18 protein-coding genes, 1 tRNA gene and 1 pseudogene are annotated in these 20,590 nt (G+C 61.7%); 16 read left to right on the plus strand and 4 right to left on the minus strand.

Translation table 11 applies throughout. The annotated features are described in order from the left end of the window. Both OP495_RS07580 and OP495_RS07585 read right to left on the minus strand, forming a co-directional pair. Window positions 1-639, minus strand: a pseudogene (locus OP495_RS07580) (membrane-bound PQQ-dependent dehydrogenase, glucose/quinate/shikimate family); the annotation flags it as partial. 284 nt (window positions 640-923) lie between these two features. Then, window positions 924-1,010, minus strand: a tRNA-Leu gene (locus OP495_RS07585). Between the two features lie 160 nt (window positions 1,011-1,170). Here OP495_RS07585 and queA point away from each other — a divergent pair. The 5 genes from queA (at window position 1,171) to secF (ending at window position 6,676) form a co-directional block, all read left to right on the plus strand. Next, window positions 1,171-2,241, plus strand: coding sequence for a tRNA preQ1(34) S-adenosylmethionine ribosyltransferase-isomerase QueA (gene queA, locus OP495_RS07590; RefSeq protein ID WP_280568308.1), 1,071 nt, complete (start codon window positions 1,171-1,173; stop codon window positions 2,239-2,241). 47 nt (window positions 2,242-2,288) lie between these two features. After that, entirely contained in the window at window positions 2,289-3,407 is a 1,119-nt protein-coding gene (gene tgt, locus OP495_RS07595) for a tRNA guanosine(34) transglycosylase Tgt (RefSeq protein ID WP_280563952.1), read from the plus strand. 68 nt (window positions 3,408-3,475) lie between these two features. Further along, window positions 3,476-3,805 carry a preprotein translocase subunit YajC gene (gene yajC / locus OP495_RS07600; RefSeq protein ID WP_040242920.1) on the plus strand — a complete coding sequence of 110 codons (330 nt, stop codon included), beginning with the start codon at window positions 3,476-3,478 and terminating at the stop codon, window positions 3,803-3,805. 99 nt (window positions 3,806-3,904) lie between these two features. Continuing rightward, a complete protein-coding gene (secD, locus tag OP495_RS07605; RefSeq protein ID WP_280563912.1) occupies window positions 3,905-5,755 on the plus strand; it encodes a protein translocase subunit SecD in 1,851 nt (616 codons plus the stop codon). A gap of 12 nt (window positions 5,756-5,767) precedes the next feature. After that, window positions 5,768-6,676, plus strand: a complete 909-nt coding sequence (secF, locus tag OP495_RS07610; protein ID WP_280563911.1) for a protein translocase subunit SecF — start codon at window positions 5,768-5,770, stop codon at window positions 6,674-6,676. An 85-nt stretch (window positions 6,677-6,761) separates the two neighbouring features. Here secF and OP495_RS07615 read toward each other — a convergent pair whose 3' ends face one another. After that, the gene (locus OP495_RS07615) at window positions 6,762-8,177 is read right to left on the minus strand and encodes a sigma 54-interacting transcriptional regulator (protein ID WP_280563910.1); all 1,416 of its coding nucleotides are present in this window, start codon (window positions 8,175-8,177) and stop codon (window positions 6,762-6,764) included. 184 nt (window positions 8,178-8,361) lie between these two features. Here OP495_RS07615 and speB point away from each other — a divergent pair, with 184 nt between their 5' ends. From speB to OP495_RS07635, 4 genes are all read left to right on the plus strand, one after another. After that, window positions 8,362-9,324 (plus strand): agmatinase, encoded by a 963-nt coding sequence (speB, locus tag OP495_RS07620; RefSeq protein WP_280563909.1) that lies wholly within the window; start codon window positions 8,362-8,364, stop codon window positions 9,322-9,324. 46 nt (window positions 9,325-9,370) lie between these two features. Beyond that, window positions 9,371-10,762, plus strand: coding sequence for a YjiH family protein (locus OP495_RS07625; RefSeq protein ID WP_280568313.1), 1,392 nt, complete (start codon window positions 9,371-9,373; stop codon window positions 10,760-10,762). A 10-nt stretch (window positions 10,763-10,772) separates the two neighbouring features. Beyond that, window positions 10,773-12,410, plus strand: a complete 1,638-nt coding sequence (locus OP495_RS07630) for a 5-guanidino-2-oxopentanoate decarboxylase (protein ID WP_280568316.1) — start codon at window positions 10,773-10,775, stop codon at window positions 12,408-12,410. Window positions 12,411-12,573: 163 nt separating this feature from the next. Then, a complete protein-coding gene (locus OP495_RS07635) occupies window positions 12,574-14,022 on the plus strand; it encodes an aldehyde dehydrogenase family protein (RefSeq protein ID WP_280563906.1) in 1,449 nt (482 codons plus the stop codon). A 79-nt stretch (window positions 14,023-14,101) separates the two neighbouring features. Here the strand turns inward: OP495_RS07635 and OP495_RS07640 are convergent, their stop codons facing one another. Further along, window positions 14,102-14,896, minus strand: coding sequence for an inositol monophosphatase family protein (locus tag OP495_RS07640; protein WP_280563905.1), 795 nt, complete (start codon window positions 14,894-14,896; stop codon window positions 14,102-14,104). Window positions 14,897-15,028: 132 nt separating this feature from the next. Here OP495_RS07640 and OP495_RS07645 point away from each other — a divergent pair, with 132 nt between their 5' ends. From OP495_RS07645 to pilW, 7 genes are all read left to right on the plus strand, one after another. Further along, entirely contained in the window at window positions 15,029-15,805 is a 777-nt protein-coding gene (locus tag OP495_RS07645; RefSeq protein ID WP_280568318.1) for an RNA methyltransferase, read from the plus strand. A 113-nt stretch (window positions 15,806-15,918) separates the two neighbouring features. Then, window positions 15,919-16,401, plus strand: a complete 483-nt coding sequence (iscR, locus tag OP495_RS07650) for a Fe-S cluster assembly transcriptional regulator IscR (RefSeq protein WP_280563903.1) — start codon at window positions 15,919-15,921, stop codon at window positions 16,399-16,401. A 46-nt stretch (window positions 16,402-16,447) separates the two neighbouring features. Continuing rightward, entirely contained in the window at window positions 16,448-17,596 is a 1,149-nt protein-coding gene (locus tag OP495_RS07655) for an aminotransferase class V-fold PLP-dependent enzyme (RefSeq protein WP_280563902.1), read from the plus strand. Window positions 17,597-17,643: 47 nt separating this feature from the next. Further along, a complete protein-coding gene (locus tag OP495_RS07660; protein WP_280563901.1) occupies window positions 17,644-17,970 on the plus strand; it encodes an iron-sulfur cluster assembly accessory protein in 327 nt (108 codons plus the stop codon). Between the two features lie 156 nt (window positions 17,971-18,126). Next, window positions 18,127-18,552, plus strand: coding sequence for a nucleoside-diphosphate kinase (gene ndk / locus OP495_RS07665; protein ID WP_280563900.1), 426 nt, complete (start codon window positions 18,127-18,129; stop codon window positions 18,550-18,552). 60 nt (window positions 18,553-18,612) lie between these two features. Continuing rightward, window positions 18,613-19,737, plus strand: a complete 1,125-nt coding sequence (rlmN, locus tag OP495_RS07670; RefSeq protein WP_280568321.1) for a 23S rRNA (adenine(2503)-C(2))-methyltransferase RlmN — start codon at window positions 18,613-18,615, stop codon at window positions 19,735-19,737. A gap of 104 nt (window positions 19,738-19,841) precedes the next feature. Beyond that, window positions 19,842-20,582, plus strand: a complete 741-nt coding sequence (gene pilW / locus OP495_RS07675; RefSeq protein WP_280568324.1) for a type IV pilus biogenesis/stability protein PilW — start codon at window positions 19,842-19,844, stop codon at window positions 20,580-20,582. The last annotated feature ends 8 nt before the right edge of the window (window positions 20,583-20,590 follow it).

Raw genomic sequence — 20,590 nt, forward strand, 5'->3', positions numbered from 1 at the left:
GTCGCCGGTGCGGTACTGCCACGCCACTTCGAGATCGCCGACGTTATCCGGGGTGACTTGATCGAGCGGCGAGTAACGCGTTGCGGCGCTGTCGCGCCCGTAGGCAACCCAGTCTTCATCGTCGGGCGTATCCGCCGGCTGAGCATCGCCGACATTGGTCGCCAATGAACTCTCGGCGACCTCCGGTACGTCCTCGATATGCTGATAACCGCGCGGCACGAACGCCAAGGCACCGGCGACGATCAGGCCCAGGCACAATACGCCCGCGACCGAGAAACCCACCTTGCGCGAGGGGCCGCCCTTGAGACTCGGCATGACCAGCGCGACCAGAATAGCCAGGATCAACGCGACATCGAGACGTGGAATCCAGCGCCAGTAATTCAGCCCAGACTCCCATGCAGCCCAGATCAGCGTCCCCACGAACGCAAGGCCGTAGAGCCAGGCGCCGGACATGCGACCGCGCACCAACTGAATACCGGAGACGAGCATCAGGATGCCCGCGATAGCGTAATACCAGGAACCGCCCAATGACGCTAGATAAAGCCCGCCGCCGCCCAGCGCGAGGCCGACGAGCGCAACGATGATACCCACGAGCTTGGCAAACGGACCGCCAACTCTGCGGGAAGATGTAGTAGCCAAAACATTTCTCCTTGAATGACAGTGACCCCTTGTATCGCCGGTGAAAGCGACACGCCATGCGGCTTGAAGCGCGTGTCCGACGCGCCCCATCACCTTGATGGCTCGCCCTAAGGATAGGTCATTTCAAGCCTTCTACATAATTGATTAATAAAAGATATAAGGAACGAAAGACAGGCAGGACGCTTGGCATGCGCGCACGAAAATGGACGCATGTCCCATCGACATCATCAGAGAAAGGAGATAGCTGGAACTTGCCGAAATGACCAGAGGCCATGAAGAAAGGTTGGTGCCCGAGGTCGGACTCGAACCGACACGGTGTCGCCACCGGCGGATTTTGAATCCGCTGCGTCTACCAATTTCGCCACCCGGGCAACGAGGACGTATTATACGGAGAAGATTGGTGACGTCAATCATTCGGGCCTGACTTCGTCGTCTGTCTCGACTATCATGGGCCGCCTTCGTCGAGCGCACACCGCACGTGCCTCATCTCCGATTTCAGTTTTTCGATTCCAGGTCGTTTTCTTCAATTCCATGCAGCGCGCCGATTTCCATTTCGATCTCCCCGATGAGCTTATCGCTCGTTACCCGTCCGAGACGCGCAGCGATTGCCGTCTACTCTGCCTGGATGATGAAAGCGGCGAGGTCCAGCACCGCCGTTTCACCGATCTGCTGACGCAGCTCGAGCCCGGCGACCTGCTGGTGTTCAACGATACCCGCGTGATTCCCGCGCGGCTTTTCGGGCAAAAGACTAGTGGCGGACGCGTGGAGATGCTCCTCGAACGCCCGCTGGATGCGCATCGCGGTCTGGCACACCTGCGCGCAAGCAAGACACCCAAGCCCGGTACCGAGCTGATGTTCGAGGGCGACATCCGCGCAGTGGTCGAGGAACGCCACGAAGCCTTGTTCGAGCTGCGCTTTTTGGGCGAGACACCGCTGATCGAGTTGCTCGAACGCCACGGGCACATGCCGTTGCCGCCTTATATCGACCGCGAAGACGAACTCGATGACCGCGAGCGCTATCAGACCGTCTATGCCCGTCGCGAGGGCGCGGTGGCGGCGCCTACCGCCGGCCTGCATTTCGACGCAGCGCTGATGGCCGCGCTGCGTGAGCGTGGCGTGGAGATGGGCTATGTCACCCTGCATGTGGGTGCGGGTACCTTTCAGCCGGTCCGCGTGGACGATATTCGCGAGCACCATATGCACAGCGAATGGCTGGAAGTCGACGAGACCCTATGTCGTCAGGTCGAGACCACCCGAGCGCGCGGCAAGCGTGTAATCGCCGTGGGCACGACCAGCGTGCGCTGCCTGGAAACCGCTAGCCAAGGACGCGACGACGGTCGCATCACGCCTTACCGGGGCGACACCGATATCTTCATCTATCCCGGTTACGCCTGGCGCTGCGTCGATGCACTGATCACCAACTTCCACTTGCCCGAGTCGACGCTATTGATGCTGGTCTCAGCGTTTGCCGGCTACCACCAGGTGATGCATGCCTACCACGCAGCCGTCGTCGAGCGCTACGCCTTCTTCAGTTATGGCGATGCCATGTTCCTCAGCCGAGCCGAGACGTCCCATCCTTTTCCCGAGACTGCCCATGCCTAACAAGGCCACCATGCCCAACGAGGTTCCCCATGCGTAACGAGAGCTTCATGCGTTTCGAGCGCCTCGCCGAAGATGGCATGGCGCGACGCGGCCGTTTGAGCTTCCCGCGCGGAACCGTGGAAACGCCCGCCTTCATGCCCGTCGGCACCTACGGCACGGTCAAGGGCATGACGCCCGAATCGGTCGAGCAGATCGGCGCCGAGATCATCCTCGGCAACACCTTTCACCTCTGGTTGCGACCGGGCACCGAGGTCATCGAAACCCACGGCGGCCTCCACGACTTCGCCCAGTGGCAAAAGCCGATCCTCACCGATTCGGGTGGCTTCCAGGTCTTCTCACTGGGCGAAACGCGCAAGATCACCGAGGAAGGTGTGCACTTCCGCTCGCCCGTGGATGGCGCCAAGGTCTTCATGGGGCCCGAGGAGTCGATGGCCGTGCAGCGATCGCTGGGCTCGGACATCGTGATGATCTTCGATGAATGCACGCCCTATCCAGCCACCGAGGAAGAAGCCAGGCGTTCGATGGAGATGTCGCTACGCTGGGCTCAGCGTTCGCGCGCCGCGCATGGCGATTCACCTTCGGCGCTGTTCGGCATCATTCAGGGCGGCATGTACCCCGAGCTTCGCGAGCGCTCATTGAAAGGCCTTCTGGACATCGACTTCGACGGACTCGCCATCGGCGGTTTGTCGGTGGGCGAATCCAAGGAAGAGATGCTCAAGGTACTCGACTATTTGCCGGGCTGGATGCCAGACGACAAGCCGCGCTACCTGATGGGTGTCGGCAAGCCTGAGGACCTGGTCGAAGGCGTGCGGCGCGGGGTGGATATGTTCGACTGCGTGATGCCCACGCGTAACGCGCGCAATGGCCATCTCTTCACTGCTGACGGTCCCGTCAAGATCCGTAATGCCCAGCATCGCCACTCCACACAGGCACTCGAAGAGGATTGCGATTGTCATACGTGCCAGTACTTCACGCGCAGCTATCTGCACCATCTGGACCGTTGTGGCGAAATGCTCGGCGCGATGCTCAATACCGTCCACAATCTACGCTATTACCAGCGTGTAATGGCTGGTTTGCGCACTGCCATTGAAGCGGGTACATTGACTGCCTTTGTCGAGGACTTCTACGCACGGCGCGGCATGCCGGTGCCGCCGCTATCAGCGTGATCGAAGGCCATCCGGGACACGCTCTCGGGCCCAGATTCACCCTCACTACCATCCGGAGATAATAATCCATGCTGGAGTTTTTCATTCCCGCAGCTCACGCGCAGGATGCCTCACCCGCGGGCGGCGGCATTGCCCAGATCGTCATGCTGGTCGGCTTCGTGCTGATCTTCTACTTTCTGCTATGGCGCCCGCAGTCCAAGCGTGCGAAGCAGCACAAACAGCTGATCAGCAATCTGGCCAAGGGCGATGAGATCGTCATCGGCGGCGGCCTGATGGGACGTGTCACCAATGTCGGCGACGATTTCATCAGCTTGGAAATCGCCGAGGGCACCGAGGTGAACGTTCAGAAGAACTCCGTCGCCGCGGTATTGCCCAAGGGCACCCTGAAGTCCATCTGATCTCCTATCAGGAGGCGCGAAACCGCACTCCTCAACGCCACCGGCCATGCTTTATGGTCGGTGGTTGTCTTCTGCGTCAGCAACAAGGACAGGGCTTCCATGCTCAACCGTTATCCCCTGTGGAAGTATCTGCTGATACTCATCGTACTTCTCGTCGGCATCATCTACGCGTTACCCAATCTTTACCCCGCCGACCCTGCCGTTCAGATCAGCAGCACTGCCAGCGGCACCGCACTCGATCAAGAGCGTCTCGACCGCTTGACTCAAGCGCTCGAGGATGAAGGTATCGACATCAAACAAAGCGAGCTGGATGGCAACAGTGCACTGATTCGCCTCGACCAGGCCGATCAGCAAATCGCTGCCCGCGACATTCTCGACGACCGTCTGGGTGACGCCTATACCGTAGCGCTCAATCTCGCCGATGCGACGCCCGACTGGTTGGCCGGCCTTTCCGCCACCCCCATGAAGCTCGGCCTCGACCTCCAGGGCGGGGTACACTTCCTGTTGGAAGTCGACATGGACGCCGCCGTCCAGCAACGTCTGGAAGCGAATGCCAGCGCCGTCCGCGATATCCTGCGTGACGAGCGGATACGTTATCGTGACACCGAGATCGGCGACCGCACGATCACGTTCCAGTTCGCCAACGAGGATGACCGCAACGCTGCGCGCGGCTTGATCGCCGATCAGTTCCCTGACTTCGATTACGAGAACGCAGACAGTGATAGCGGTACGGCCCTGACGATGACCTTCACCGAACAGGCCGTGCAGGATCTGCAGGACTACGCTGTCAACCAAAACCTGACGACGATCCGCAACCGCGTCAACGAGCTGGGCGTCTCGGAGCCACTCGTGCAGCGCCAGGGCCCCAGCCGCATCGTCGTCGAGCTGCCCGGGGTGCAGGACACCGCCGCCGCCAAGCGTATCGTGGGGGCCACGGCGAACCTGGAGTTCCGCCTGGAAGCGCGCCCGGATACGCCCGACCGCGAGATCGAAACGCTCAACTTTCGCAATGACGAAAATCGCAACGCTGAGTTGATGCGTGACGTCATCGTCACCGGCGATCATGTCTCCAGTGCCAGCCGCAGCTTCGATCAAAACAACCGTCCGCAGGTCAACATCAACCTCGATGGCACCGGCGGTTCGATGATGAGCCGCGCCACGCGCTCCAACATCGGGCGCAACATGGCGGTGGTCTTCATCGAGCACAAGACCCGTACACGCACGGTGATGGAAGACGGTAAAGAAGTCGAAAAGCGCGAAGGCTATACCGAGCGCGGCATCATCAGTCTGGCGACCATACAAAGCGCCTTGAGCAACCGTTTCCGCATCACCGGTCTCGATTCCTCGAGCGAGGCGGCAGACCTGGCCTTGCTACTGCGCTCCGGCTCGCTGGCGGCCCCCATCTATTTCGCCCAAGAGCGCACCATTGGGCCTAGCCTGGGCGCGCAGAACATCCACCAGGGCATTCTCTCGGTAGAACTCGGCTTGTTGCTCGTGGTGCTGTTCATGCTGGCGCGCTACAAAGCCTTCGGCGTGGTCGCCAACATCTCGCTAGGACTAAACCTCGTGATGCTGGTCGCGTTGATGTCGATGCTCGGCGCCACCCTGACGCTCCCCGGGATTGCCGGTATCGTGCTGACACTAGGCATGGCGGTGGATGCCAACGTATTGATATTCGAACGAATACGTGAAGAGATCAGAGGCAAGATGCCGGCCCAGCAAGCCATACACACTGGCTTCGAGCGCGCCTTCACTTCGATCGTCGACGCCAACATCACCACCCTGCTGGTGGCGGTCATCCTGTTCTCGATCGGCACCGGGCCGGTCAAAGGCTTCGCCGTCACGCTGTCGCTGGGCATTCTGACCTCGATGTTTACCGCCATCCTGGTCTCACGTGCCCTGATCAACCTCACCATCGGCGGACGCCCGCTGAAGAAAATCTGGATCTGAGGAGAGCGAGCGATGCGACAGTTAGACTTCATGGGCAAACGCCGCATAGCCTTCGTCATTTCCGTGCTGCTCGCGGTCATTGCGATCGGCGCCCTGGCATTCAAAGGCCTCAACCTGGGCCTGGACTTCACCGGCGGCACGCTGGTGGAAGTCCGCTATGAGCAAGCTCCAGCCCTGGACGACCTACGCAGCAAATTGAGCGACGAGGGCTTTGAGGATGCCCAGGTACAAACCTTCGGCACCTCCAACGACATCCTCGTACGCCTGCAGCAGACGTTCGACAACGACGTCGGGCAAAGCGTCGTGGGTATTCTGGACAGCGAAGCGAATCCGGTAGACCTGGTCCGCGCCGAGTTCGTCGGTGCGCAGGTCGGCGATCAGCTACGCGATCAAAGCGGCATGGGCATGCTGCTGGCCCTGGCGGTGGTCATGGTGTATGTGGCGTTCCGCTTCCAGTACAAGTTCGCACTCGGCGCCCTGATCTCCCTCGGTCATGACGTGGTGATCATACTCGGCATCTTTGCGTTGTTCGGACTGGACTTCGATTTGACGGTACTGGCCGCCATATTGGCGGTGATCGGTTACTCGCTCAACGACACCATCATCGTCTACGACCGAATACGCGAGAATATCCGCAAGTCGCAAATCGACGACATGGCGCAGATATTCAACGAGTCGATCAACCAGACCTTGGCGCGCACCATGGCGACGTCTGGGACCACATTGCTAGTACTATTGGCACTGTTCTTCCTCGGCGGGGACATGATCCACAACTTCTCGATCGCCTTGATACTGGGCGTCGTCGCGGGCACCTTCTCGTCGGTGTACGTGGCTGCCGCGTTGTTGCTGGCCATTAAACTGCAGCGCCAGGATCTGATCCGGACCAAGAAGGAAAACGACGAGGAAGAAGAACTGCCCTGAGACTTCAGCGGCCTAGCCGTTCGGTATCCGATACGCCTCCCCTCCCGGGAGGCGTATTGCGTTGGGGCTTGCATTGCGCTGAGAGCTAGTCGCGCGACACGATCTTCAATCCATGACGGCGCAGCTTGCGCACCACGCCGGGCTGACTGATCCCCAGACGCTCGGCCATGGCATAAGTGCTCGACAACCGCATCGCCAACTCGCCGAGAATCTCGGCCTCGACGGCCTCAAGCGTCTCGCGCAGGGTGTGCCCCTCTTCTAGCGTCGCCAGCGGACTGCCTCCACTTGCCGCTGTGCTCACACGCGCTGGGGCCACGTCTCGCTCCTCCATTGGCGCCCCGATGACGCCACCCTCGGCGGACAACCAGGCGCGTTCGAGCCAGTTTTCCAGCTCGCGGACATTCCCCAGCCAGTCACCCCCCATCAACTCCGGCCACACGCGAGGATGCAGTACCTTGTCCATGCCATAGCGCTCGTTGAGCCAGGCGAGCTGACGTTCCGCGAGGCCGGGGATATCTTCACGGCGCTCGCGCAAGGGCGGCAGCGTGACGGGGATCACGTTGAGCCGATAGTATAGGTCGAGGCGAAAACGCCCCTCCTCCACGCGTTGCGCCAGGTCCTGGTTGGTGGCGACCACCAAGCGAAAATCGACCCGCCGCGAGCGCGTATCGCCCAGCCGTGTCAGGTAACCGTCCTGAATCACCTTCAGCAGCTTGCTCTGCATGGCCAGGGGCAGCTCGCCGATCTCGTCGAGAAACAACGTGCCCTTGTGGGCCTGCTCCAGAAGCCCGGCCTTGCCCATCCGTGCGGCGCCGCTGAACGCACCGGGTTGATAGCCGAACATCTCGGATTCGAACAGCGACTCGGGGATCGAGGCGCAGTTGACGTCCACGAAAGCGCCATCGCACCGCTGGCTCCAGCGATGCAGCTGGCGCGCGAAGGCCGTCTTGCCGACTCCCGACTCGCCGAGCATCAGTACCGTGGCGTCGGTCGGTGCCACCCGCTTGATGAGCTGCGCCACCTCATGCATGACCTGGCTACGCACCTCCAGCGACTCCAGCTCCAATGCATCCCCCGATGCCGGCGCGCCGCCACGCTTGAGGTGCTCATTGAAGCGACGCTGTAGAAGTGCGTATTCATCCTGCAGCAGGCGCAGATCGGTCATGTCCATGGAGCGACTGATAACGCGCACCAAGCGCCCGGATGCGTACACCGGATATGCCTCAGCGATGACCTGACGCCCCGTACCGGTTCGCTGCATGACCTGCGCCGGCTGGCCAGTGCGAATGACCTCCAGCGAAACCGAGGGCGACAGCACGCCGCGTGCCTCCAGTTCGTAAACAGTGGTCGCGCACAGCGCCTCGCGGCTCAAGCCATAGACGGCAGCACTTCCCGGGCTGACATCCAATACCTGACCATCGACATCGACGATGAAGACATGATCGTGCCCGGTATGCACCAGTGCTTCGAGCGTTTGTGCGTCGATATCGTGATCTCGCATGCCGTCCTCGATTCATTTCTGTATCACGATGCAATATTGGATCACCTAAAGCCGTCGAGCAATACAAGACTGCATCACTCATGGAGCTAAGTCCTTGATTACAGGAAGACTACCACCTGGCATGGTTCATGCTAATAACAAGGAGGCACCAACAACGATCCACCGCTTCTACCAGGAGCCCAGCATGAGCGATCACGACACCCCGATTTTCAATCAACCCTTGGGCGGTAACGAGATGCCGCGCTTCGGCGGCATCGCGAGCATGATGCGTCTGCCCACCCAGGCGAGCGCCGACGGGCTTGATGCTGCTTTCGTCGGCATTCCCATGGACATCGGCACCTCGAATCGCCCGGGAACCCGCCTGGGACCGCGCCAGATCCGCGACGAGTCGCGCATGCTGCGGCCCTACAACATGGCCACCCGCGCGGCGCCGTTCGACAGCCTGCAAGTGGCGGACACTGGCGACGTAGCGATCAACACCTTCGACCTGAAGAAAAGCGTCGAGATCATCCGACAGCACTATCGTGAACTGCTCGGCCACGACGCCGTGCCACTGACACTCGGTGGCGACCACACCCTGACATGGCCGGTGCTGCAGGCCATCGCCGAGAAACACGGCCCAGTAGGGCTGATCCATATCGACGCCCATGCCGATATCAATCCACACATGTTCGGCGAAGAAGTCGCTCATGGCTGCCCGATTCGTCGCGCCCAAGAAGAAGGCCTGCTGGACAGCCAGCGCGTGATCCAGATCGGGCTGCGCGGAACAGGTTATGCCGCCGATGACTTCGACTGGTGCCGCGAACAAGGCTTCCGTGTCGTCACCGCCGAGCAGTGCTGGTACAAGTCGCTGGAACCGCTGATGGCCGAGGTGCGTGAGCAGATGGGCGATCGCCCCGTGTACATCACCTTCGATATCGACGCTCTCGATCCCTCGGTGGCGCCCGGTACCGGCACCGCCGAAGCAGCCGGCCTGGCCATGTCGCAAGGTCTAGAGATCGTCCGTGGCACCTGGGGGCTGAATATCGTCGGCGGCGATCTGGTCGAAGTCGCACCGCCCTACGACACCAGCGGCAACACTGCGTTGATGGGCGCCACGCTGCTCTATGAAATGCTCTGCGTGCTCCCCGGCGTCAAGCGCCGCTAAGCCATGCCCCATGCTTGGGGCTCTACAACAACAAGTGGTGACATCTATGTCCGCATCCCTCGATTCCACCGCACCTGGCGGTGGCGCTCCCCACAACGCACGGCTGACGCCGCGCGGGCTTCTCAAGTTTCTCGTCCCCTCACTGATCGGCATCGGCATGTTTCTGGTGCCCTTCTCGACGGGCGATACCATCAACATCGGCATGGGCATGCTCGCTGACGGTCTTCAGGACGTGCTCGGCGACGCATTGCCCGCCATTGCCACGCTGGTACTGTGCCTCTCGGCATTCGTCACCACCTACGTCAAGTTCGCCAAGCCCCACTGGGCCCGCGAGAATGCCTTGGGTGAACTGTTCGACGTCGAGCCGCTGTGGATGGCGATGCGCTTGCTGGGTGCTGCCTTCGCGATCATGACCTATTTCCAGGTCGGCCCCGAGTTCGTGACCGTTTCTTCCACCGGCGGGGTAATGCTCAACGACTTGGCGCCAGTACTGCTGACCTTTTTCTTCTTCGCCGCCATTCTGCTGCCTTTCCTGGTCGACTTCGGTTTCATGGAATTCATCGGCAGCCTAGTCCGCACTCCATTCCGCAAGATGTTCGGTCTGCCCGGACGCAGCGCCATCGACGCCACCGCTTCGTGGATGGGCTCGGGCACCGTGGGGGTGCTGATCACCACGCAGCAATACGAGCAGGGCTACTACAATCGGCGCGAGGCCTCGGCCATTGCCACCAATTTCTCCATCGTTTCGATTGCCTTTGCACTTCTGGTGACCAACTTCATCGGCATCAATCACCTCTTCGTGCCGTTTTATCTCACCGTGGTTGTGGCGGGATTGGTGGCTGCAGTGGTCGTCCCGCGCCTACCGCCACTCTCTCGCAAGCCGAACACCTACCATGAGCCGGTGGGTTGCCGCCTTGCCGAGGAACGCACCGGCACTCAAGGCCTGTTTCGCTATAGCCTGGACATGGCTGTGGAACGTGCTGACAAGGCGCCGGGACCGCGTCAATTATTGCGCCACGCATTGCTTAACGTAGCCGATATCTTCTTCGGACTGCTGCCGCTGGTCATCGCCATCGGCACCGTGGCATTGATCCTCGCCGAGTTCACCCCACTATTCACCTGGCTGTCCTACCCGATGGTGCCGATCCTCGAGTGGATGAACGTGCCCGAGGCGGCGGCCGCCGCGCCGGCCACGCTGGTGGGCTTCGCTGACATGTTCCTGCCCGCCGTGCTGGCCAGCGATATCGAGAGCGAACTGACCCGCTTCGTGATTGCCTGCCTGTCGCTGACACAGTTGATCTATATGTCGGAAATCGGCGCCTTGCTGCTCAAGTCCAAGATTCCGCTCAAGCTCTGGGAACTGGTCGTCATATTCTTGCTGCGTACCGCCATCACGTTGCCGATCATCGTCGTGATGGGCCACTGGCTGGTGGCTTAAGGAGCTCCCCATGACCAACGACACGAACGCACCTTCTCCTCGCTCGATCAGCTGCGCCGAGGCGCTGGTTCGCCTGCTACGTGACAATTACGCCGTGGATACCGTCTTCGGCATTCCCGGCGTGCATACCGTGCCGCTGTATCGTGGCTTGGAAGCGGGCGGCCTGCGCCATGTCACGCCGCGCCACGAACAGGGCGCGGGGTTCATGGCAGACGGCTATGCCCGTGCCAGCGGCAAGCCCGGGGTCTGTTTCATCATCACCGGGCCGGGAATGACCAATATCGCCACCGCCATGGGACAGGCGCTGGCCGACTCCGTGCCCATGCTGGTGATCTCCAGCGTCAACCGCCGCGATACTCTGGGACGCGGCCAGGGGCGGCTACACGAGTTGCCCAGCCAGCAGAACGTGCTGGCGGGCGTGAGTCGTTTTAGCCATACACTGCTCGACCCAAGCGCCTTGCCGGAAGTCCTGGCGCGCGCTTTTGCGGTCTTTCGTTCCGCACGGCCGGGGCCGGTACATATCGAGATCCCCATCGATCTTTTCGATGCGCCTATCTCCCTACCCGATAATCGCTCGCCAGCGCGGCTGTATCGCCCCGCGCCGCATCCCGACGGCGTGACACTCGCCGCCGAGTGGTTACGCGAGGCTCGTGCCCCGCTAGTGTTGTTGGGAGGCGGCTGTGCGGATGCATCAGAATCGGCTAGGGCGCTGGTCGAGCACCTCGACGCGCCGACCGTGACCACCATCAACGCCAAGGGGGTACTTGGGCGCGGGCATCCACTCAACCTGGGCGCTAACGCCACCTGGCCCGAGGTGCGTGCACTGGCTCGCGACGCCGACGTCATCCTCGCCGTGGGCACCGAGCTTGGCGAAACCGATTACGACGTGGTGTTCGACGACGGATTCACCCTGACGGGACGCTTGATTCGCATCGACCTGGAAGCGGAGCAGCTGGTACGCAATCAGGCCACGGCGCTGGGACTTGTCAGCGGCGCCGGCACCGCGCTTTCGGCTCTGCTAGCGCACTTCCCCACCCCGCTAGAGCGTCAGGGCGCGGAGCGCACCCGCGCCATCCATGCAGCGTTGGCGCTGAAGACGCGTCCCGACATGGCGCCGTTCGTGCCGCTTTATGCCGCGCTCGATCACGCCTTGCCCGAGGCCATCATCGTCGGCGACTCTACCGCCCCGGTCTACGCTGGCAATCATCTCGTCGAGCGTGCAGCGCCACGGCACTACTTCAACGCCTCGACCGGTTACGGGACCTTGGGATACGGCCTGCCGGCGGCGCTTGGTGCCCAGCTGGCCCAGTCCGGCACGCCGGTCGTGGCCCTGATCGGCGATGGCGGCGCAATGTTCACCCTGAGCGAGCTGGCCACCGCCGTCGACGAAGGACTGCCGGTCGTCGTGGTACTCTGGAACAATGCCGGCTACGAGGAAATCCGTCACTACATGGACGCGCATGGCGTCGCTCGCATCGGCGTCGATCCCACGCCGCCCGATTTCCAGCGCCTGGCGGAAGGATTCGGTCTCGCTTCGCATCGCGTCGAATCCCCCATCGAATTCGATCTCGTCCTCAGTAACGTCTCGCGCAACGCACCCACGCTGATCGAGATCGATGCCGAACGCTGGCAGGCGGCACTCGGATGAGCGCTCTGCCGAGACACACTTCCACCCATAGAGATAACATGGCCACCAAATCCTATGCAGACGCGCATCGTTCACGGCGGCCATTTTCCCAGTTTTTCCGGGTCACGCTTGCACGCCATGATCGATGATTGGCGCCGTGAGCACGCCCTTTGAAGGAGTCCTCATGCAACAACTCGATCATCAGTTCATCGACAATCGCTGGGTAGCCAGCCAGGGCACACGGCGCCTGGCGGTGATGGACCCGTATCATGAGCGCCAGGTCGCCGAGGTCACGGCTGGCGACGCCGCAGACGTCGACGCGGCAGTGGACGCCGCACGTCGCGCCTTTCCCGGTTGGAACGCCTTGGGCGGCGAGGCGCGCGGAGCGTATCTGGAGGCGCTGGCCGATACCCTGACGGCGCGTCGTGAAGCGCTGATGGAGATTTCTGCGACCAACAATGGCAAGGCCCTCGCCGAGGCCGGCATCGATCTCGACGACGCCATCGCCTGCTATCGTTACTACGCACGCCAGGCACGCGAGCTGGAAGCCCGGCAGGGTCGCCGTATCACGCATGACATCGAAGGTGTCGACGCCTATTGCTATGAAGACCCCGCCGGCGTGGTGGGCCTGATCACGCCGTGGAACTTCCCGCTGGTGACCAGCGCCTGGAAGATCGCATCTGCCCTGGCAGCGGGCTGCACGGTGGTCTTCAAGCCTTCCGAGGTCACACCGTTGCCGGAACAGGTCCTCGCCGAGATCGCCCTGGAGATCGCGTTGCCGCCGGGCGTGCTCAACCTGTTGCATGGCGATGGTGATGGCATCGGCATACCGCTGACGCATCACCGCGGCATCGACAAGCTGTCGTTCACCGGCAGTAACGCCGTGGGCGAACGCGTGATGCAGGCCGCCGCCGAGGGTAGTCGCGGGGTGTCGCTGGAGCTCGGCGGCAAATCGCCGATCCTGGTGCTCGACGATGCCGAAGTCGAACAAGCCGCCGACTGGGTCATGGCTGGCATATACTTCAACAGCGGGCAGATTTGCTCGGCGACCTCACGCTTGATCGTGCATCAATCGCTTGCCGAGGCGCTTTATGAGGCGCTAGCGACACGCATCGACGCGATCCGCCTGGGCAATCCGCTGGGCGCGGACACCGATATGGGACCGATGACCAGCCAGCGTCAGCGCGACCGAGTCCACGACTACCTAGCCATCGCCGAGCGCGAAGAGCTTCAGCCAGTACGCGACGCCCGTCATCGGCAGTTGCCGGATCAAGGCTATTTCATCGCCCCAACGCTGTATCGCGACGTGCCCACCGATAGCCGCCTGTGGTGCGAGGAGGTTTTCGGCCCGGTGCTGTGCGCACGCAGTGTCGCCTCCGACGAAGACGCCATCACGCTGGCCAACGCCAGCGACTTCGGCCTGGCCGCCACGGTGATCAGCGGCGACCCTCAACGCGCCAAGCGCGTCGGACGGGCCTTGCGTGCCGGCAACATCTGGTACAACAGCGAGCAAATCGTTATGCCGGAAGCCAGCTGGGGCGGCTTCGGGCATAGCGGCATCGGCCGCGAGCTCGGACCTTGGGGGTTAGCTGCCTATCTCGAGGTCAAGCATCTGATCGGCCCGACGGACTGACCGACACGAGCCGCACAATGAAAAATACCCCGTCAACGCGATGTCGGCGGGGTATTTCATGCGGACAAGCCCAAAGAGCTTACATCCGCGGCTTGAGCTGCTGTACCAGTGTCTTGTAAAGGCGTGGCGTAGCGGCCATGAGATTCTGTTCGATGCTGACCGTGGGACTACCGTCTGGACCGCCCAGCAGTGCACCGGCCTCCTTGAGGAGGAGGCTGCCAACCATTTGATCCTGTTCTTCGAGCCCCAGCACGAAGGCGACATCGACACGGCCAGCAGCGAGTTGCGCGAGATCCAGAAGGCCACTACCGCTGCTGAGGAAGTTTTCGACCTGCGGCCCGAGGCCTTGAACCAAGGCTAAATACGTCGGGAGATGGCGCGAACGCAGCCAGGGCTCCGGCAAACCGACAGCAATGCGCGCACCCTCGACCGCGATATGATTGGGCACGCGAATGCGGCGTCCATTGAGCTGCGCACCACGCCCACGGCTGACGAGATATTCATCGTCGCTGAAGGGGCAAACAATCACCGCATGCTCGGGCTTGCCCTTGACCAAACAGACAACGGAAATGGCAAAGCTGGGCGATGCCACGGCCAGGTTGGAATAGCCGTGGAACGGCTCGATACGCCAGTGGAAATCAGCGCCCTCACCTTCGCCGTCACGGTGCGCCGTATAGCGACCGGAAAGGCCATGCTGGGGGTAACTGCGACGAAACTGCGCGTCGATGAGTGTTTCTGCGTTACGCGCAGTATCTTCCAGCAGCTGATCGAGCTGCCGGTCGCCACGCGCGACTTCGATGCGGTCGCGAGCACGCACGAACTGCTCGGCGGCACTACGCGCGGCGCGCAGTGCGAATTGAACCATGGGATGCATGATACGGGCCTGAATCTCGGAAACTGTTAAAGAACGTCGCGCATCCTAGCAGAAGGCGCCCACGACGGGAAGTTTCGCGGCCTCAAGCCATGATAGACTCGCCACTCGTTTCTCAGCCGCGCGCCTATCATCATGCTCGACAAACTGCGTATCGTTCTCATTGGCACCAGCCACCCTGGCAACATCGGCGGCACCGCCCGCGCCATGCACAATATGGGTCTTGCAGATCTGGCCCTCGTCGCGCCGCGTTGCGAAGTATACGGCTCCGAATCCCACGCTCGTGCGTCCGGTGCCGATGCCCTGGTGAGCAATGCCACGGTGTATGCCACGCTCGAGGAGGCTGTCGGTGACTGCACCTTCGTGGTCGGCGCCAGCGCCCGCGTACGCCACCTCCCCTGGCCCATGCTCACCCCGCGCGCGCTGGGCGAACGCCTTCCCGGCGAGTGCGCACCCGAGGCCGCCCAGGCGGCGCTGGTTTTTGGGCGCGAGGACAGCGGCATGACCAACGGCGAACTGCAGCGCTGCCATGCCCATGTGCACATCCCCACCAATCCTGACTTCAGCTCGCTCAACTTGGCCGCTGCGGTCCAGGTGCTAACCTATGAATGTCGACTGGCGGCGCTGGGCGCGGACGATGCCCCGGAGACGCCGTTCGGTGTCGAGTGGGACAACCCGCCGGCCAGCCATGACGACATGGAGCGCTTCTTCGACCATCTCGAACAAACGCTGATCGACATCGACTTCCACGATCCCGACAATCCGCGTCAACTGATGGCGCGTCTGCGCCGACTCTTCATGCGCAGCCACATCGACAGCATGGAAATGAATATCTTGCGCGGCATTCTCGGGGCCGTGAACAAGCAAAGCCGGGCATTGGCACGCCAGGAGAGCCACGACGGGAATGGTTGACCGCGTTACTGGGTTTTCCCATAATACGAACACATTTCAGGCAAGCATTCCATACGGATTGTATGTCCTGCCTGGTCAATCGCTTCATCACCGACGCCCGATCACCTCGACTTATGCGCTTGACGACCAAGGGACGCTATGCCGTCACCGCGATGCTGGACTTGGCGTTACATGCCGATGCCGGCCCCATCAGCCTCGCCGACATTTCCAAACGCCAGACGATCTCGCTGTCCTATCTGGAACAGCTATTCGCGCGGCTCAAGCGTGCCGAGCTGGTCAAGAGCGTACGCGGCCCGGGCGGCGGTTATATGCTCGCGCATGCGTCCAGCGCCATTTCGGTGGCTGCGGTCATCGGCGCGGTAGATGAGTCCGTGGACGCAACGCGCTGCCAGGGACTCTCGGACTGCCAGCAGGGCGACACCTGCCTGACGCACCATTTGTGGTGCGATCTGTCGGACAAGATCCATGGCTTCCTCGACGCCATCACGCTCGCCGAGCTGGTGGAACGCCAGGAGGTCCGCGATATCGCCGCTCGCCAGCAGCGCGTCGCGCCGGAGACGATCAGCACTGATACCATCAGCATTGCCCAGCAATGATTGTGCAGGGCAGTAGACGCCAGCGCCATCATCGATACGAGCCGTCATGACCTCACCCGTGTATCTTGACTATGCCGCCACCACCCCCGTCGACCCACGCGTCGCCGAGGTGATGGCGCGTCACCTGACACTCGATGGCGTCTACGCAAATCCGGCGTCGCGTAGCCATATGCCAGGCTGGCTTGCCGAACAGGCGGTGGAAAGTGCCCGTCGCCAAGTCGCCGACTTGATCGCCGCCGATCCGCGAGAGATTGTCTGGACCAGTGGCGCTACCGAGGCCGACAACCTTGCGTTGATCGGCTTCATGCGCGCCAACCGCACGCGCGGTCGACATCTAGTCACCTCGCGTATCGAACATAAGGCTGTTGTCGATACCGCTATCGCGCTCGAGGCCGAAGGTTTCGACGTGACTTGGTTGACGCCCGGTGCGGATGGCCGCGTGACGCCCACGCAGCTCAACGACGCCATACGTGAAGATACCGTTCTGGTCTCGTTGATGGCCGTCAACAACGAGCTGGGCAGCATCCACGAGCTGGCGGCATTGGCCGGGGTCGTCCACGCGGCCGGCGCGGTCTTCCATGTCGATGCCGCCCAGGCCACTGGAAAAATCGCGCTGGATGTCAACGCCATGGGCATCGACCTGTTGTCGATGTCAGCGCACAAGACCTACGGTCCCAAAGGCGTCGGCGCGCTCTATGTACGCCGCAGCCCCGACATTCGCCTCGACGCACTGATCCATGGCGGTGGTCACGAACGTGGCATGCGCTCGGGCACCTTGCCCACGCATCAAATCGCGGGCATGGGCGAAGCCTTCGCCCTGGCGGTCGACGCACGGGAAGCCGATCACGCCCATGGCCTAGCCATGCGCCAGCGCTTTCTCGACGGCCTCGAGGCATGTGAAGGCGTGCACTGCAACACAACGCTCGACGTCTCGGTCCCCATGATCGTCAACCTGGCTTTCGACGACGTCGACGGTGAGTCGCTGCTGATGGCGCTGCGCGCGCTGGCGGTATCGACCGGCTCGGCGTGCAATTCGGCCAGTGTCGAGCCATCCTATGTATTGAAGGCCATCGGCACCGATCGCATTCGCGCCTTGGCGTCCATTCGCTTCAGTTTCGGCCGCTTCACTACCGAGGCGGACATCGACACCGCAAGCGCCGAGCTCAGACATGCACTCGGCGCCCTACGCCAATGATTCGAGGTCGCCGCACTGCGCATCGCGACCCAAGCAAGGAGGTCAACATGGCTAATATAAGTATCAGTTCCGCTGCTGCCGAACAGATCCAGCATGTGCTCGCCGAGCGCGGCAATGGCCTCGGCCTGCGCGTGGCGGTCAAGCCCAGTGGCTGCTCCGGCTACAGCTACGTGCTCAACATCGCCGATGAAGTGGGCACCAACGACGTACCCTTCGAGGATCACGGCGTCAAGGTGCTCGTCGACAAAGAGGCCTTGACCATGCTCGACGGCACCGAGGTGGACTACGTCAACGAAGGGCTTAACCGTTACTTTCGCTTCAACAACCCTAATACTACAGACGAATGCGGCTGCGGGGAGAGCTTCAGCGTCTAAAGGCGTCCCTCCATCAAGCGTGCGCCACGTTCGGCGACACGCTACAATGGCGCGCTTTTTTCGACATCCGTCGAGTTTAATGCAACGCGTCGCCTCGAGCGGCGCGTTAGCGTATCGATCAAGACCCTCGATTTCAGTCACGGAGACATTGACCTCATGGCCAACGAACGCACCCTGTCCATCATCAAACCCGACGCCGTCGCCAAGAACGTCATCGGTGAGATCGAAAGCCGCTTCGAGAAGGCCGGCCTCAAGATCGTCGCCGCCAAGATGCTCCAGCTTTCTCAGGTCCAGGCCGAAGGCTTCTACGCTGAGCATAAGGAGCGTTCCTTCTTCGGCGATCTGGTGGGCTTCATGACTTCCGGCCCGGTGATCGTGCAGGTACTGGAAGGCGATGACGCCATCGCTACCAACCGTGACCTGATGGGCGCGACCAATCCCAAGGAAGCCGAAGCCAGCACCATCCGCGCCGACTTCGCGCAGTCCATCGATGCCAATGCCGTGCACGGCTCCGACTCGCCGGAATCCGCCGAGCGCGAGATCGCTTACTTCTTCGGCAGCGAAGAGATCTGCGCACGCTGATCGCTTCCCGCGGGGGCCGCAAGGCCCCCGCACCGCCATCCACCGAGCGTACGACCCACCATGACCCTCGAGACCACCACGCCCCGTACCAACCTTCTCGGCCTAACGCGCGAGGAGATGGAAAACTTCTTCGTCTCATTGGGCGAGAAGAAATTTCGCGCCGCCCAAGTAATGAAGTGGATTCACCACGAAGGCTGCGACGACTTCGAGTCGATGACTAATCTCTCGAAGGCACTGCGTACGCGCCTGGAGGAGGTCGCCGAAGTGCGTGGTCCACGCGTGGTCTACGAAGGCGCCTCGAAGGATGGCACGCGCAAGTGGGTCCTCGAAGTGGAGGACGGCAGTCACGTGGAAACCGTGCTGATTCCCGCCGAGGGCGGCAAGCGCCGCACGCTCTGTGTGTCGTCTCAGGTAGGCTGTTCGTTGGATTGCAGCTTCTGCTCTACCGGTAAGCAAGGTTTTCAGCGCAACCTCACCAGTGCCGAGGTCATCGGTCAGGTGTGGGTGGCCAGCAACAGCTTCGACGCGCGGCGAGACACCAACCGCCCGGTCACTAACGTCGTGATGATGGGCATGGGCGAGCCGCTAATGAACTACAACGCTGTCGTGCCGGCCATGAAGCTCATGCTCGACGACAACGGTTACAGTCTTTCCAAGCGCCGCGTCACACTCTCTACTTCCGGCGTAGTCCCGATGATCGACAAGCTCGCCGACGAACTCGACGTGAGCCTGGCGATTTCGCTGCATGCTGCCAACGATGAGCTGCGCAATGAGCTGGTACCGCTGAATCGCAAGTACAACATCGCTACGCTGCTAGATGCCTGCCGTCGCTATCTCGATAAATGCGATGCCACGCGCATGCTGACCATCGAGTATACGCTGATGAAAGACGTCAACGATCAGCAGCACCATGCCCAAGAGCTGGCAACGCTACTCGAAGGGCTGCCGAGCAAGATCAATCTGATTCCTTTCAATCCGTTCCCGCACTCGGGCTACGAGAAGCCTGCACGCAATCAGGTCATGCGTTTTCAGCATTGGCTCGAAGAGCTGGGCCATACCGCCCCCGTTCGCATGACGCGCGGCGATGACATCGATGCCGCCTGCGGCCAGCTGGTGGGGCGCGTCAAGGACCGCACCAGGCGTCACGAGCGTTACATTCAATCCATTCAGATCGACGCCGATTGAGCCTTGCCTTGACTTCACTAAGGTGCGGCGCTTTGATGGGACACTTCCAGACGACGAATTCCGTCTCATCGCACCGATTGATGCCATTGTTTCGAGAGGGCTCCATGACGCGCCGCCATCGACCACCTTCGATCCGCTCGTTGAGTGCCGCGATGTCGCTCGTCTGGCTATTGAGCGGTTGCGCCATCCAGGTCGAAAGCAACTCCTCTTACGCATCGCCGAACAACGGTCAAGCGGTGTCGGCATATACCGAGCTGGGGCTGGCCTACCTCAAACGCGATAACTTGACGCGCGCCCGCGATGCGCTGGAACACGCCTTGGAACTGGGGCCCGACGACCCACGGGCGCTGGAAGGCATGGCTCTTCTCTATCAACGTCAGGATGAGCCGGGACTCGCCGAGGAATATTTCAAGCGTGCGCTGGATGCCGACGGCAATTATACTCGCGCGCGCAACAACTACGCTGCTTTCCTGTACGATGAAGGCAAGCTCGACGCCGCCTGTACGCAACTGCAGCAAGCAACACAAGACACCACGTATAATAATCGCGCCCAGTTGCTTGCCAATCTGGGCCGATGCCGGTTCGAGCAAGGCGATCTCGATGCCGCGCGACGCCCGCTGGAACAGGCCATCGCGTCCGACTCACGCGCTGCACAGAGCCTGCTCCTGCTGGCAAGACTCGACCATACGCAGGGTCATGATGAACGTGCCTGGGAACGCTTGCAGCGTTTCTTTACCTTGGCCGAGGCGACCCCAGAAAGTCTCGAATTGGCGAGCGAGATCGCTCGCGCACGGGGCGACGAGGAAGCCGCAGCCTTTTATCATCGGCAGCATGACGATTCCTGAGGCATGAT

Origin of the sequence: Chromohalobacter sp. 296-RDG (genome assembly GCF_029889885.1) — a bacterium.
Taxonomy (GTDB): domain Bacteria; phylum Pseudomonadota; class Gammaproteobacteria; order Pseudomonadales; family Halomonadaceae; genus Chromohalobacter.